This window comes from Bradyrhizobium sp. Kon69, from assembly GCF_055807515.1.
Genome location: NZ_JBVVOS010000001.1, coordinates 86,688 through 100,182, shown reverse-complemented (window position 1 = coordinate 100,182; position 13,495 = coordinate 86,688). Strand labels below are relative to the sequence as shown.

The following is a 13,495-nucleotide window of genomic DNA, read 5'->3' as shown; positions in this document are numbered from 1 at the left end:
CTCATTTCTCCGGCTTCTTTTCAAGCTTCTTGCCACCCGTCTTCATCTCGCGATAGCGGGCCGCACCACCTTCGCGGATGGTCTGCGGGCTGCGCTCCAGCGCCATGGCGTCATCAGGCACGTCGCGCGTGATCACCGAGCCCGAGCCGATATAGGCGCCGTTGCCGATCGTCACCGGCGCGACAAGCGAAGAGTTGGTGCCGACGAAGGCGCCCTGCCCGATGATCGTCTTGTGCTTCTTGAAGCCGTCGTAGTTACAGGTGATGGTGCCGGCGCCGATGTTGGAATTGGCGCCGATTGTGGCGTCGCCGATGTAGGAGAGATGGTTGACCTTGACGCCGGCCTCGAGCGTCGCGGCCTTGGTCTCCACGAAATTGCCGATGCGCGCGCCGTCGCCGAGCGAGGTGCCGGGCCGCAACCGCGCATAGGGGCCGATGGAGACCTTCTTGCCGAGCTTGGTCTCGACGATATGCGAGAAGGAATGGACCACCGTGCCGTCGCCGATCGAAACGCCGGGGCCGATCACCACGAACGGCTCGATCGTCACGTCCTTGCCGAACACGGTATCCGCGGCGAGATAGACGGTTTCGGGCGCGATCAGCGTGACGCCGGCCTCCATCGCCGCTTTCCGCAACCGCGCCTGCATCACGCTTTCGGCCTCGGCGAGCTGCGCCTTGGTGTTGATGCCGCGCACTTCGTCCTCGCTGGTTTCGATCACCACGGCATCCCATCCCCGTTCGCTGACAATGCCGACCGCGTCGGTCAGATAATATTCGCCCTTGGAATTCGCATTGCCGATCTGGTCGAGGATCGCGAGCGCGCGGCGCCCGTCGATCGCCATGACCCCGGCATTGCACAGGTCGATCTTGCGCTCCTCGGCACTGGCATCGGCCTGCTCGCGGATCGCGACCAGGCGGTCGCCCTCGACGATGAAGCGGCCATAGCCGGTGGGATCGGCCGCGCGGAAGCCGAGCGCCGCAATCGCGGCGCCTTTGGCCAGCGGCGCGCGCAGCCGCGCAAAGGTCTCGGCCGAAATCAGCGGTGTGTCGCCGAACGCAATCAGCAAATCATCCACGCCCCGCGCAATGGCATCGCGCGCCGCCAGAACCGCATGCGCGGTGCCGAGCCGGTCCTGTTGCACGAAGATGAGCGCGTCGGGGCGGATGCGCTTTGCTTCGTCCGCCACCGCCTGATGGTCGGGTCCGATCACGACCGCGAGCGAGGTGCCGGTTCCCTTGGGCGCCGCGGCGAGCACGTGGGCGAGCAGGCTCTGGTGCGCGACCGGATGCAGCACTTTCGGCAAATGTGAGCGCATACGCGTGCCTTCGCCGGCGGCGAGCACGATCGTGAGGCTGGAACGGGCGGTCATCGAAATCCTGTCAATCGGCCGAATCAATCGGCGCCAGCGGGCGACGGCCGCCCTGATGAGCTATCGCCTTGCTACCCCCGCAAACGCCCGGAGTTCAAGTGCGACACGCTTTTCCTGTTAATGTTCCCTGATTGATTCGGGGAAGCCGGACAGGGGTTGGGCACTTAACGTTCATGGCAAAGGATTCCGACCCACTGGCGGATGCCTTCGGCGCCAAGGAGACCGGCGGGCTGTTCTCCGGACTTGTGGCCGAGGAGAGTTCGTTCGATCGCGGCATGATGTGGCGGCTGGGCTCATGGGGCGTGGCGGCCGTCGGCGCCGTGGTGCTTGCCGTGTTCGCCAACCAGGCCCAGCTCGGCTGGCGGCGCGACCAGGTTGCGTCCGCCGATCTCGCGCGCCAGGCCGACCGGCTCCAGATCCTGACCAAGGAGAGCCAGAACGAGGCCCGACGCCTCGCATCCGCCATCGAGACGCTGAACACCGATCGCGACCGGCTCTATTCGCGCGTCACCGTGCTGGAGCAAGGGCTCGATTCCGTCACCGGCGCCATCGCCAAGCAGACGACAACGCCGCCGCAGGCATCCGTCGCGAAGCCTCAGGACGCGCCGGCTTTGATCGGGCCGCCGGCGCCCGGCATCGGGCCGGTCGCCTCGACACCGGCTGCGGCCAACGACAAGCCGCGCGCCGAGGCCGCAAAGGAGCCGTCGATCCCGCCGCCACAGAGCGCAGCGGCGGCCTCGCTCGTCGCGCAGTCGCCCGCGACGAATTCGGCACTGCCGATGCTTCCGTTAGTCCCGTCCAAGTCGATCATGGCGCCGCCCGATCCGGCCGCCCCGAAACTGGTTCAGCCCGAGACCATTGAGAAGACCACTGAGAAGGCTGCCGAGAAGAAGCCCGATCCAGTGCCCGCCCCGATCGAAGTCGCTGCGGCACCAGTCAAGCCGCCAGAGGCTGCCGAAAGCGAGGCTCCCGCGATCGCGGTCCAGCAGACGCGCTTTGCGATTGATCTCGGTGGCGCCAACTCGCTGGAAGGCCTGCGTGCACTGTGGCGCGGGGTCACCAAATCCAATCCCGAAATCGCAGCGCTGCGGCCGATCATCATGATCAAGGAAGGCAACACCGGCCTCGGCATGCAGCTCCGCCTCGGCGCCGGGCCGCTGATCAATGCGGCGGCTGCGGCAAAACTCTGCGCCGGCCTCGCCGAGAACGACCGCCACTGCGAGACCACCGTGTTCGACGGTCAGCGGCTGTCAATGCGCGGCGGCCAGGAAAAGCAAGAGAAGACTCAGGATCGAGTTCAGGAGAAGAACTCAGACAAGAACCAGGACTCGGTGCCGCAAGCCGAGACCGCCCCGCCGCCCGCGCCCGCCGCCAAGCCGGACAAGCATCGCCGCAGCTATTCCTCAAAACGCTCGTCGAAGCGCGAGGAGCCCGCGCCTGCTCCTGCGGCGCAGCCGGCCGCACAGCCGAAGCCGGAGACGGCGTCGGCGGGATCGACGCTGTCGTCCTTCTTCAGGCGATAGACGCGGCATCCGCTCTCCGGCGGGGAAGACCATCTCGCGGCTAACGTATCAAACGATACGAAGGCGCCCGGCATAAGACGGCAGTATCCGCGACGAAGATGATTCGGAGCGGAGATGGCGGACGAGACGTTTTTGCGCGAGCACCTCGCGCTTATCCGCGAATTGGCCGAACAGGCCGACCCCTATATCAAGAAGCGATTGCTGGCCTTGGCCGAAAAATACGAACGTCGGCTGAGGGACCAGAACCGGACGATACAAACTCGCCCTTGAGAGCTCATCGGCGCACGCAATCACCTACTCGATGCGCGCTTTTTCCTTCAGGTCGCGAATGCGGTTGTCAGCTTCATCCTTCGACTGAACCAGTTCCGACCAATCCTCGACCCGAGCTTGCTTGCTCAGCCTCTTGAGTTCGTCCAGTTGCTCCTGAGTTGGCTTTTCCATGCTCGCTCCTTGTATGCAGCATGCGTTGCGCGGTCACACCGTTTCAAAACCTGCGCAGCCCCAGCCTGTTCCTGGATATCTTCGGGCCAGGCGCGGCCGCCTTTAACTGGCCGCGATCGACATAAATTCACCTTCCCTGTTGCCCGCCCGCGCCATCCCGACCATATTGCCGCCATGACAAAAAAGCCCTTCCGTCTCACGCCCTACCAGGTGCAGTTCCTGATCGTCGTCGGCTTCGCATCCGTCGGCTATGCGCTCTATCTGCGCTACCTCGGAATCGAAAACTCGCAGGTCGGTCTCGCCTGCGACGCCGGGCTCCAGACCCTGGTCTGCAAGGCGCGCTCGGTCTCGACCGTGCTGTTCAAGAATTCGGTGTTCGGCATCGTCGCGCTGGTGGTGGCGACGCTGAACCTGATGCGGCCGTCGATCGTGCTGCTGACCGTCGGCATCATCGCCGCCGGCCTCGGCATCGTGCTCTACAATGTCGTGCTGTCGGGCCTTGCGATCGGCCTGCTCATTCTTGGATTTGCTCGGCCCGCGCCCGCCACAGCGTGAGCGCGAACAAGAGATAGATCGCGCAGGTCCATAGCGACTGCCAATTGTCGCGGCCTTCGTTGAACAGCACATAGGCCGCCGACAGCGTCAGCACGCCGGCGAAGACCGACTCCGCGATCGGACGCTGGCCGATCTGCGGCCGGTTCAGCATCAACAGCGCGAACGGCACCACCGCCATCGTCAGCGAGGCGTAGGGGAAGTCGTGGTAGCGCGGGTCGAACACGAAGGCGAGCGCGGTCTGCGCCGCGATCACTGCCGTCACCGCCAGCGTCAAGCCGAGCACGGCGGTGAGCTTCGACCATTTCCGGCCCTCGCGCGGACCAAGCAGATCGAGGAAGGTCGGAAGGCTGCGGCCGATCACCATCGCCTGCGCGCAGAAGATCGGCGACAGGATGCCGGCCGCGAGCAGCGTGCCCCAGAGCAGCCAGCCGCCGATGCCGTAGCTCTCGTAGTACATCTTGTCGGCGCCGATCCCGAGCAGGATGCCGGCCGAGGTCGCCGAGATCGCCACACCGAGCCAGGCTGAGAAGCGCGGCGTCCAGGGCCTGCGCCGCAACGTCAGGCCGGCCACCGCGAACACCAGCACGCAGAGGCCCATGCCGGCGCCCATGTACCATTTCCAGTACGGGAAATTGCTGATCGGCTGGCCCGGCGGATATTTCAGGCTCCGGCGCACCGAATCATAGAGGCCCCAATAGCCGCCGACGGTGCCTTCCAGCTTGCGCTTCCACGGCTGGTCGTAGGACTCGATCAGATTGACGCGGAATTTCTGCGCTTTCGCGAGACTCAGGATCTCCGAGACCACGCGCGCCTGGTTGGTGCGCGACGGCAGTGCGCCCTCGCGCATGCGCCCTTCGCTCGGCCAGCCGGTTTCGCCGATCAGGATCTCCTTGCCGGGAAATGCGACCGCCATGCGCTCGCGGATCTGTTCGACATGGGAAGCGGCAAACTTCGCCTTGACCGGGAAGTCCTCCCAATAGGGCAAGATGTGGATCGTGACGAAGTCGACGGCGTCATAGATCTCGCGATTCCTGAGCCAGAACTCCCAGACATCGGCATAGGTGACGGGCACGCTGACCTGCGCCTTCACCGAGCGGATGATGGAGACGAGGTCCGCGGTCGTCATCTCGCCGCGCAGCAGCACCTCGTTGCCGACGATGATGCTGGTGATGATTCCGGGGAAATCCTTGGAAAGACGAATGGCGAGCGCGGCCTGCTCGAAATTCTTGGTGCGGTTGCTGGAGAGCCAGATGCCCTGCAGCACCTTCAGCCCGCCGATCCGGGCCGCGATCGCCGGCACCTGGTCCAGCCCGTTCTCCATCGAATAGGTGCGGACGCAGTCGGTGATCTCCTTGAGCTGGCGCAGGTCCTGCTCGATCTGGTCGGCCTCGATATGGGTCCATGCGTTCAGCGGCGACTGCTCGCCGCGGAACGGCGCGTAGGAGACGCACTGGACCTTGTCGGCGGGATCGATCGGGGCGCGCGCGAGCGAAATCGGCGTGGCAAGCCACCACCACACGGCAGCGATCGCACCCAGTGAAACGAGCAGAAGCGCCAGTGGCGTACGAAGAGAAATCGGTTCCGTCCTCCGCGAAGGGCCGTCGATTACCTGCTAGCACGCCGTCTGCCAAGGGGGTGACTCCGTTATGGATCCATCCCTCCCCTGAGGAATTTACCTGCGGCCGTTCGACCGAGGCCTAGGATCGTGACTTTGCTGGACAAAATTCCAGATTCAGGCCATGGACTCGGGAGGACTTTTCCGCCGCATTGGAGACCCATTTGGACGCCATCACGCAGGCGCGTCCGCGAAGGTCCTGACGCGGACGGTCAGCGAGATATTGGGGAATTCATGCGGCAACGGGTGTTCGAGTTACGAAATGCGGTCCTGCGGCAGTTCGCCGCCACCTTGGCCGTTTCTTCCCTTGTCATCCTGATGGGTATCGGCGCGGCCTCCGCCCAGAGCGGCACGCCCGCCCCGGACCAAGGCAAGGCCGCCGCCCAGCCCGCCGATGCCGCTGCCAAGGACGCCAACCAGAACCAAAACCAGAAGCGGACTGACGAGTTCGCCGAGGCTGCCCGCACCATCAACGGTCCGGCCGGCAACCCCGAATGCGTTTGGCTGGGCCGTCGCGCAGTTCAGTTGATGTACAGGGATGACCTCGATACCGCCTTCCGCCACATCGATCTTTACGATCGTTTCGGCTGCCCCGGCGGCCACATCCAGGCCACGTTCCGCTGCCTGACCCGCTTTCTTCCTCAGATCGACGACAAGGCTCCGAATAGCCTGAATAATCTGACCCAGGCCTGCTGGATCAACCCGGCTGCGCAGCCGCAGCAGACAACGGCGGCCGCCTCACCGTCGCCGACACCGGCCGCCGGCGCCCCGCAGCCTCAGCCGGCAGCGAGCCCCTCGCCCGCGGCCAGCCCGACGCCGGCTCCATCCAAATAGTCGCAGGCCGGCTTCAGCCTCCGTTCAGGAACGATCGGCGATATCTGCTGCTGGCACTGCCGCACTCTTCAAGAAGGTCATGCCCTCATACGGTCATGAGGCCATGACAGTTGTGAAACCGCGCGGCAGAGGTATGCTCCTTTTGCCGCGGACTTGGTCGGATCTCGGGGGCGGATCCGCTTCCCTGCCCCCTCAGCCCCTTTTGGGTTAGCCGCGATGCGCGTTGTCGCCGCCGTTCTGTTGCTCGTGTCCGCGCTCCACGCAGGACTGTGGGGAGTCTTGCGCGACAAGCAACCCGCGCCTGACTTCAAGGGCTTGCTGCCAAGCGTCTCCTACGCGCCGTTCGAGGGCTCGGCCCACCCCGATATCGACAACATCCCGACTGTGGAGAAAATCCGCGCCGACCTGAAGACGCTGTCGACCATGACGCGTGCGATCCGCCTTTATTCGTCGACCGGCGGCGTGGAACTGGTGCCGCCGATCGCGGCCGAGTTCGGCCTCAAGGTCACGGTCGGCGCCTGGATCGACAAGGACAGGGATCGCAACAAGCGCGAGATCGAGGCGGCGATCGCCCTTGCCCGCAAGAACAGCAACGTCAACGGCGTCGTCGTCGGCAACGAGGTGATCTATCGCGGCGAGCAGAAGGTCGAAGACCTCATCGAGATGATCAAGCAGGTGAAGGGCGCGGTCCGCGTGCCCGTCACGACAGGCGAGATCTGGAATATCTGGCGCGACAATCCCGACCTCGGCTCCAATGTCGATTTCATCGCCGCGCACGTGCTGCCCTATTGGGAAAACTTCCGCTCCGACCAGGCGGTCGACCAGGCTGTGGACCGCTACAACCTGCTGCGCAATCAGTTCCCCGGCAAGCGCATCGTGATCGCCGAGTTCGGCTGGCCGAGCGCGGGTTACAATTTGCGCAACGCCGACCCCGGTCCGTTCCAGCAGGCCCTGACCTTGCGCAACTTCGTCAGCCGCGCCGACGCCATCGGCATGGAATACAACATCGTCGAGGCCATCGATCAGCCCTGGAAATATTTCGAAGGCGGCGTCGGTCCGTACTGGGGCATCCTCAACGCCAGCCGCGAGCCGAAATTCGCCTGGACCGGGCCGGTGGAGAATCCCGACTATTGGAAGCTGATGGGCGTAGCCCTCCTGGTCGGGATCCTGCTGTCGCTGCCGATCCTGCGGCTGCAGCAGCCGACGGCGAAGCAGGCGTTCCTGCTGTCGGCCACCGCCAATGGCGTCGGCGCCTGGGCCGCCACGGTGTTCGCGTTCTGGAACGGGCACTATTTCATCTTCGGCTCCGCCTTCGCGCTCACGCTGGGTATGATCCTGCTTGTTCCCCTCGTGCTGATCGCGATGGCGCGCATCGACGAGATCGCGGCCGTCGCGTTCGGCCGGCCGCCGCAGCGGCTGCTCACAAAGGGCAAGCCGGTCGAGAGCGTTCCGGAGAACTACTTCCCGAAAGTCTCGATCCACATCCCCGCTTATTTCGAGCCCGTCGAGATGCTCAAGCAGACGCTCGATGCGCTGTCGCGGCTGAACTATCCGAATTACGAATGCGTCGTCATCATCAACAACACGCCGGACCCTGCCTTCTGGCAGCCGATCCAGGATCATTGCCGCGCGCTCGGTGAACGCTTCAAGTTCATCAACGCCGAGAAGGTGCAGGGCTTCAAGGCCGGTGCGCTGCGCATCGCGATGGACCGCACCGCCGTCGACGCCGAGATCATCGGCATCCTCGATGCCGACTACGTCGTCGATCCCGACTGGCTGAAGGACCTCGTGCCGGCGTTCGCCGATCCCAGCGTCGGCCTGGTGCAGGCGCCGCAGGAACATCGCGACGGCGACCTGTCGATCATGCACTACATCATGAACGGCGAATATGCCGGCTTCTTCGACATCGGCATGGTCCAGCGCAACGAGACCAACGCCATCATCGTGCACGGCACGATGTGCCTGATCCGCCGCGCCGCGATGGACATGGCCGGCGGCTGGTCGTCCGACACGATCTGCGAGGACTCGGATCTCGGCCTTTCGATTCAGCAGCTCGGCTGGACCACGCACTACACCAACCACCGCTACGGTCAGGGCCTGCTCCCCGACACTTACGAGGCCTTCAAGAAGCAGCGTCACCGTTGGGCCTATGGCGGTCTCCAGATCGTCAAGAAGCACTGGCGGAACTTCCTGCCGGGACGAAGCCGGCTGACGCCCGACCAGAAGCGCGAATATGGCCTCGGCTGGCTGAATTGGCTGGGTGCCGAAAGCCTCGGCGTGGTCGTGGCGCTGCTCAACCTGGTCTGGGTGCCGATCGTCGCCTTCGCCGACATCGCCATTCCCGACAAGATCCTGACGCTGCCGATCATTGGCGCCTTCATCGTCTCGCTCGCGCACTTTCTGTCGATGTACCGCGCGCGCGTCGCGATCAAGCCCGGCCAGATGCTGGGCGCCATGATCGCGGCGATGAGCGTGCAGTGGACGGTGTCGCGCGCGGTGGCGCAAGGACTGATCACCGAGCACATCGCGTTCGCGCGCACGTCCAAGGGCGGCCTGTCCAGGATGTCGATCGAGTTCCAGGCGTTCTGGGAGGCCGTCATCGGCGCCCTGCTCCTGATCGGCGCCGGGGTGCTGGTGGCTTCCAACAGCTACCGCCAGATCACCGAGATCTACATCTTCGCCGGCGTGCTGGTGCTCCAAAGCCTGCCGTTCCTGGCTGCGGTCGCCATCGCCATCCTCGAGCTCAGCCGCATCAACTCGTTCCAGTTCTGGCGCGACAGCGCGATCCGCACCGCCGAGCTGATCGGCCTGCGCCCGGTCGCGCTGCCGACCCCCGCCGGCACGCCGCAGCAAGTGCCGGTGCCGAGCGAGGTGCGGCGGGAAGCGAACTGACGGGACTCCGGGCCGGTCTTTGGACCTCGTGATTAAAACTCACGTGGTCTTCCGCGTGGATGGCGGCCCGCTAATCGGGTTGAAAATCCGGGCCTAAGCCGCGGACACCGCGAGGAATTCCCCGCCCCTGCCGCGAGTTTCAGCAGCCACTCCTGCTATTGACCTCCGCGCCCCATCCCCCTACACAGCGCGGGCCGAAAGCATGATCCGGAAAACAGCCGGTTTTTCCGCAACGCTTGCGTCGATGTGGCGGCAAGACATGCTTTTCCAAATGACCGAAGACGATGGCGATATCTTCAAAGCCATCAGCGGCCATGGGAGCGCGTAGCTCAGCCGGTAGAGCACGTGACTTTTAATCACGGGGTCCTGGGTTCGAGCCCCAGCGCGCTCACCAAATCACTTAGATACTTACGCCGAGACGACGCGCTCCGATAAACTGTGTGTCGGCGCTGTGTCTGCAGATCGGTTGCCGGTGTAGCATGCGCGGCGCTTGATGCCCCTGCACCGCTCGCGGCACGCGCGCCGCGGACATGAGGCCCGACTGGGCGGCAAAGGTCCTGCATCAGTGATCGCTCCCTGTCTCTTCGTAATTGTCGCCGGAATGAATGCTCAATTTCACGCAGGAGCCTCAGCGCCGCGTCGGTATAGCGCCCGTAGGACAACTGCTGGTCTGCGAGACTGCCCGCCGCAAGTACGAGAGAAGCTATGGCCACGCCCTTGATCATGGGCTCTTCCGCTTTTGGATCACCAGTCGCAACGGGATGTTGTGCAGGTTGGCCCGGCCTCGCACGGCCGGTTCTGTCCTGCCCAACGCCTGCGCGATCTCGTCGGGTCGGCACCCAGCCGCCGCCATCGCCAGCAGTTGTTGATGCTCCTCCGGTGTCCACCTTCGGATCAACGGATAGCGTGACTGTGCCATCGCCCGGCGTCCCCAGCCTTGTTGCCAGTTTATCCTCGGCTGCATTTGCTGAGTCGCGCTTTAACCTGTGATAGCCAACCCCCGCAGGACGGGGGCGAGCGGATGGCGCCGGACTGGCGAGTCCACAGGGCCAGGGCTTGGACGTAGGCTCCGCGGCGGCGTAAGCCGGTAGTTTTCCGGGCTGTAGATTTTCGCCGGCCTTAATAATTCTGGCGAATGATTGCTCCGATGATTGGAGACCTCGACCATCAAGCAGAAGCCATCGCCGCGATGCAGAAGGCGATCGCCGCGACTTGCCCCGCCGAGCGGTTGAAGTGGTTGCGGACCGCTTTGGCCTGGAAGGACCTTGCAAGCTTGGCGAAGGGCAAGGCGGCAGCGTGAAGGTCACAGCCTAGCCGCTCAAGACCTCGCGCAGCTATCGTCATCTTCGGGAGCGCGGAGCAGAGAACCGGCTTCTCCAATCGGGGAGCATTGCGGAAGCCACTTGGCAATCCATCGGATGTATGGCCGGTCAGGAAGAAAAATGGCAAGCCGCGACCACGAGTGATCTCCGCCACGAGTTCAGTCGTTTCATCGCCAAGCCTCAGGTCGAGAATGGCCGGATCGAACTCAGCCTCCCGCGCGACTTCGATGGCTTCCTTCAGGGTGCCTGCATCGGCGACGACTTTGCGACCCAACTCCTCGAATCGCGCCTTACCAAATGAGGTTAGGCCAAGGCATACGTCGCTCGACCTGGCCGGTGGTTGGCGTCCAAGGTGATCTGGAACGATCGGTAACCCGAAATGTTCGGGATTGGGCAATGACCGACCACTCCGTCGTTCTCTTTCCTGGTATGATCAAGCCGCTGCGACAGGCCCGCGTCTACGGCTACCTGATCCAGCGCGCAGACGGCCTGTATCACCCAGGCGGCGGTCAGCCGATATGCACGATGGCTATGGCGCGGAAGATGGTCGAAGGCGGCTGGCTCAAACAGTATGGCCAGCGCTATGAGCCAACAGAGCAAGGGCTGCGAGCCGCGGAATGACCCTGGCGGATCGCAACGCGCCGCCTACACCAAGGAAACGGCCCCAGGCCAAGGTGGCAGACCCAGGGCTGAGGCCGCTCCCGGCTACCGAACCGATAGCCTTATGCGTCTAAAACGCATGTAGAACCAAGGTTGGCCGATGGGCGTCGTTCCTATAGGTGGCGCACTTCTGCTTCGCCCGCCCCATCTCTGATGACCAGCCGAGCCACGCTTGGCAAATCCGCTGTGGGAACAAATGTCCACTTTGGGACTTAACGACTGACCTTTGGCAGGGTGAGTTGATGAACTATTTCAGCAGCGATAAATTTTCAGGCGCCAAGACCCGAGAGGAACGTCGCTGTAGCTGCGGCGCTCAACCCAAGCTCAAGCACACGATGATGGACGCCATGCGCGGGCTGACGGTCCGGGTCTATGAGTGCCGGTGCGGCGACCGCACTTGGACTGAGGACAAGGAATAAGGCCGCCTCAGCGGACGGCTTTTTTTCCGCATAAACCTTGCCCCTCACGCGGGAACGGAACGATCCCCATGGCAGCGCAATTGCTCTTTTTTGGGTAGGAGTTGCGTTATGCGTCATGCGCCGTCGATTGTGCCGCTGGATCGGCTCGACCGTGAGATTTACCTGGTGCTGGAAGACTTCGGCGCGCGCGCCGGCTGCTCTTGGCGCGAGACCGACGAGCAGGACACCGATGTCGAGACCATCATCCGCGACCTGCTCTCCGGGCAGTACGCCTATCCCGTCCGTATCGTCGCCTTCAACGCGATCGAGGGCCGGTCTCGCGATGCCACCAGCGAGATCGCAGATGAGCTTGCCGTGCGTGTCACCAGTAGCGAGATCACGCCGGCCTTGCAGGCCTTCGTCCAGGCAAATGCTTCCCGACCTTTTGCTGTGCAACTGGCGCTTCCTCTCCGGGGCGCCGCCTGACTTCAAAACCTGTGATCGTGATGTTGCGCGGGGATCGCGGTGCCAGCGCACCAAACCAGCACACTTATCGGAAGTTCGCGCTTCCCCTTGGCATGATTTTTTGGTACCAAATAAAATGAAACCAGCAAAAAAGATTCGTGCCAAAAAGCATCGCGGCCGCCCCGCGACTGGTCAGGGCGTCCAGATCGGCACGCGCTGGCCGGAATCGACTGTCGTTCAGATCGACGCATGGGCGTCGCGGCAGGAAGACACTCCGGCTCGCTCTGAATCCATCCGTCGGCTGGTCGATATTGGCTTGGGCAAACCCGCCCCCGCGCTCGCGGTTACGTCTGCCGCCAAGGCCTCGTCCGAGCGGGCTCGGGAAATGGCGGGTAACGCGATCGACAAGCTCAAAGACAACAAAGCGAGCCCGGATGACCAGGCCAGCCGCAAGCGGCGGCTCGTCAAGGGACCGGAGGAATTCCAGAACGTTCGACGCGATCGGCCAAATCGAAAATGATTTGACCGGCGCCAGCTTGGTCAATCCCGGCCTCAAGGCAAAAAGCAAATGATCAAACCCAAACGGTCGGCCGAGCAACAAATCGCGGACGAAGCCGAGCGAAGGACCCTCAATCCGATAGGATCGAGACAGACGATAGCCGACAGTCAAGCCACGCCGGAGTTTCAGGAAAACCTGAAACGCCTGAAGTCCGAGCGGCTGGAGCGTGAGGCTCGACTGAATCCGAAGCGCAAGGTCTGATTTAAGCCAATCCAGCTTTCGCCTCGCCTCGTTGAGCCGGTCAGCGAACGGGCGGCGTTGGATGGAGGGTGCAGAAGGTCATGGGAATGTTGAATCGTCGGTGGATGATCGTCCTGCTGGTTTCCGTGGTGATTGTTTGCTCGATCTTCGCAGGCGCCCGGTACTATCTAAGCAACTGCCACGGCATGGATGCGTGCGCGGCCGCCGAAGCCGAGAGCCACGAGCGCGACAAGCCAACCGAGCCACAATAGTTTTCGGGTAAAAAGCCGGCCTGCAATAGCGGCTCCGAAGCCGCGGCGGGTGCAAGGTCGAAGGTGCTAATCCACCGTTTTACAACCTGGGGAAAACTGCCTGCAGGTCAGCGCGCCTGCATTTTCCGAATCGCCTGTGCGTGCTCGCTGCCTCAGTATGTTCTGTTTGTGGGGGTGCGCGTGAGCCAGTTTTTGTCCGTGCTGCTGTTGGCGACCGCCATGACTCTGACCCTGTGCTTCGGGGTGGCGGCGTGGCGCCAATCCGCTGTGAGAGACGTCGATATCACTGCCACCATTCCCCATCAGGAAAACCGCTGGCGAGCGAGGCCGACGAACTAAAGCACCTTCCGTGATGACCGGCGGCGTTGTTGCAGCCGTCAACTATCAAGGGCCAACGGGCGGTCTCATCA

Annotated in this window: 15 protein-coding genes and 1 tRNA gene; 12 read left to right on the top strand and 4 right to left on the bottom strand. The window is 63.5% G+C overall.

Annotation, left to right across the window (positions count from 1 at the left end; genetic code table 11):
* Position 1: 1 nt before the first annotated feature.
* Entirely contained in the window at positions 2-1,369 is a 1,368-nt protein-coding gene (gene glmU, locus AC0L3U_RS00540) for a bifunctional UDP-N-acetylglucosamine diphosphorylase/glucosamine-1-phosphate N-acetyltransferase GlmU (protein ID WP_473360296.1), read from the bottom strand.
* A gap of 173 nt (positions 1,370-1,542) precedes the next feature.
* Between glmU and AC0L3U_RS00535 the strand changes: the two genes are divergently transcribed.
* Positions 1,543-2,892 carry a hypothetical protein gene (locus tag AC0L3U_RS00535; RefSeq protein ID WP_473360295.1) on the top strand — a complete coding sequence of 450 codons (1,350 nt, stop codon included), beginning with the start codon at positions 1,543-1,545 and terminating at the stop codon, positions 2,890-2,892.
* 114 nt (positions 2,893-3,006) lie between these two features.
* Positions 3,007-3,162, top strand: a complete 156-nt coding sequence (locus tag AC0L3U_RS00530; protein WP_473292293.1) for a hypothetical protein — start codon at positions 3,007-3,009, stop codon at positions 3,160-3,162.
* A 24-nt stretch (positions 3,163-3,186) separates the two neighbouring features.
* On the opposite strand, the gene AC0L3U_RS00525 is transcribed toward AC0L3U_RS00530, so the two are convergent.
* Positions 3,187-3,333 carry a hypothetical protein gene (locus AC0L3U_RS00525; protein WP_155809610.1) on the bottom strand — a complete coding sequence of 49 codons (147 nt, stop codon included), beginning with the start codon at positions 3,331-3,333 and terminating at the stop codon, positions 3,187-3,189.
* A gap of 174 nt (positions 3,334-3,507) precedes the next feature.
* Between AC0L3U_RS00525 and AC0L3U_RS00520 the strand changes: the two genes are divergently transcribed.
* The gene (locus tag AC0L3U_RS00520) at positions 3,508-3,888 is read left to right on the top strand and encodes a hypothetical protein (RefSeq protein WP_063996284.1); all 381 of its coding nucleotides are present in this window, start codon (positions 3,508-3,510) and stop codon (positions 3,886-3,888) included.
* Here the strand turns inward: AC0L3U_RS00520 and AC0L3U_RS00515 are convergent.
* Positions 3,848-5,407 (bottom strand): glycoside hydrolase family 17 protein, encoded by a 1,560-nt coding sequence (locus AC0L3U_RS00515; protein ID WP_247289898.1) that lies wholly within the window; start codon positions 5,405-5,407, stop codon positions 3,848-3,850. The genes AC0L3U_RS00520 and AC0L3U_RS00515 overlap by 41 nt on opposite strands.
* A 330-nt stretch (positions 5,408-5,737) precedes the next feature.
* Between AC0L3U_RS00515 and AC0L3U_RS00510 the strand changes: the two genes are divergently transcribed.
* The 3 genes from AC0L3U_RS00510 (at position 5,738) to AC0L3U_RS00500 (ending at position 9,623) form a co-directional block, all read left to right on the top strand.
* A complete protein-coding gene (locus AC0L3U_RS00510) occupies positions 5,738-6,337 on the top strand; it encodes a beta-1-3, beta-1-6-glucan biosynthesis protein (RefSeq protein WP_473360294.1) in 600 nt (199 codons plus the stop codon).
* Between the two features lie 216 nt (positions 6,338-6,553).
* Positions 6,554-9,229, top strand: coding sequence for a glycosyltransferase (locus tag AC0L3U_RS00505; RefSeq protein ID WP_473360293.1), 2,676 nt, complete (start codon positions 6,554-6,556; stop codon positions 9,227-9,229).
* A 318-nt stretch (positions 9,230-9,547) separates the two neighbouring features.
* Positions 9,548-9,623, top strand: a tRNA-Lys gene (locus tag AC0L3U_RS00500).
* 773 nt (positions 9,624-10,396) lie between these two features.
* On the opposite strand, the gene AC0L3U_RS00495 is transcribed toward AC0L3U_RS00500, so the two are convergent.
* The gene (locus AC0L3U_RS00495; protein WP_473360292.1) at positions 10,397-10,825 is read right to left on the bottom strand and encodes a response regulator; all 429 of its coding nucleotides are present in this window, start codon (positions 10,823-10,825) and stop codon (positions 10,397-10,399) included.
* Positions 10,826-10,947: 122 nt separating this feature from the next.
* Between AC0L3U_RS00495 and AC0L3U_RS00490 the strand changes: the two genes are divergently transcribed.
* The 6 genes from AC0L3U_RS00490 to AC0L3U_RS00465 all read left to right on the top strand — a co-directional run bounded on the left by AC0L3U_RS00490 (position 10,948) and on the right by AC0L3U_RS00465 (position 13,085).
* Positions 10,948-11,172: a hypothetical protein gene (locus tag AC0L3U_RS00490; RefSeq protein WP_473292274.1), complete on the top strand. Its 225-nt coding sequence runs from the start codon at positions 10,948-10,950 to the stop codon at positions 11,170-11,172.
* A gap of 281 nt (positions 11,173-11,453) precedes the next feature.
* Complete coding sequence (locus tag AC0L3U_RS00485; protein WP_156948904.1) at positions 11,454-11,630, top strand: hypothetical protein; 177 nt, start codon at positions 11,454-11,456, stop codon at positions 11,628-11,630.
* A 108-nt stretch (positions 11,631-11,738) separates the two neighbouring features.
* Positions 11,739-12,095 carry a hypothetical protein gene (locus AC0L3U_RS00480; RefSeq protein ID WP_473360291.1) on the top strand — a complete coding sequence of 119 codons (357 nt, stop codon included), beginning with the start codon at positions 11,739-11,741 and terminating at the stop codon, positions 12,093-12,095.
* A gap of 115 nt (positions 12,096-12,210) precedes the next feature.
* Complete coding sequence (locus AC0L3U_RS00475) at positions 12,211-12,594, top strand: hypothetical protein (RefSeq protein ID WP_456764260.1); 384 nt, start codon at positions 12,211-12,213, stop codon at positions 12,592-12,594.
* A gap of 48 nt (positions 12,595-12,642) precedes the next feature.
* Positions 12,643-12,834: a hypothetical protein gene (locus AC0L3U_RS00470; protein WP_456764259.1), complete on the top strand. Its 192-nt coding sequence runs from the start codon at positions 12,643-12,645 to the stop codon at positions 12,832-12,834.
* A 68-nt stretch (positions 12,835-12,902) separates the two neighbouring features.
* Positions 12,903-13,085, top strand: a complete 183-nt coding sequence (locus AC0L3U_RS00465; protein WP_473360290.1) for a hypothetical protein — start codon at positions 12,903-12,905, stop codon at positions 13,083-13,085.
* Positions 13,086-13,495: the final 410 nt, after the last annotated feature.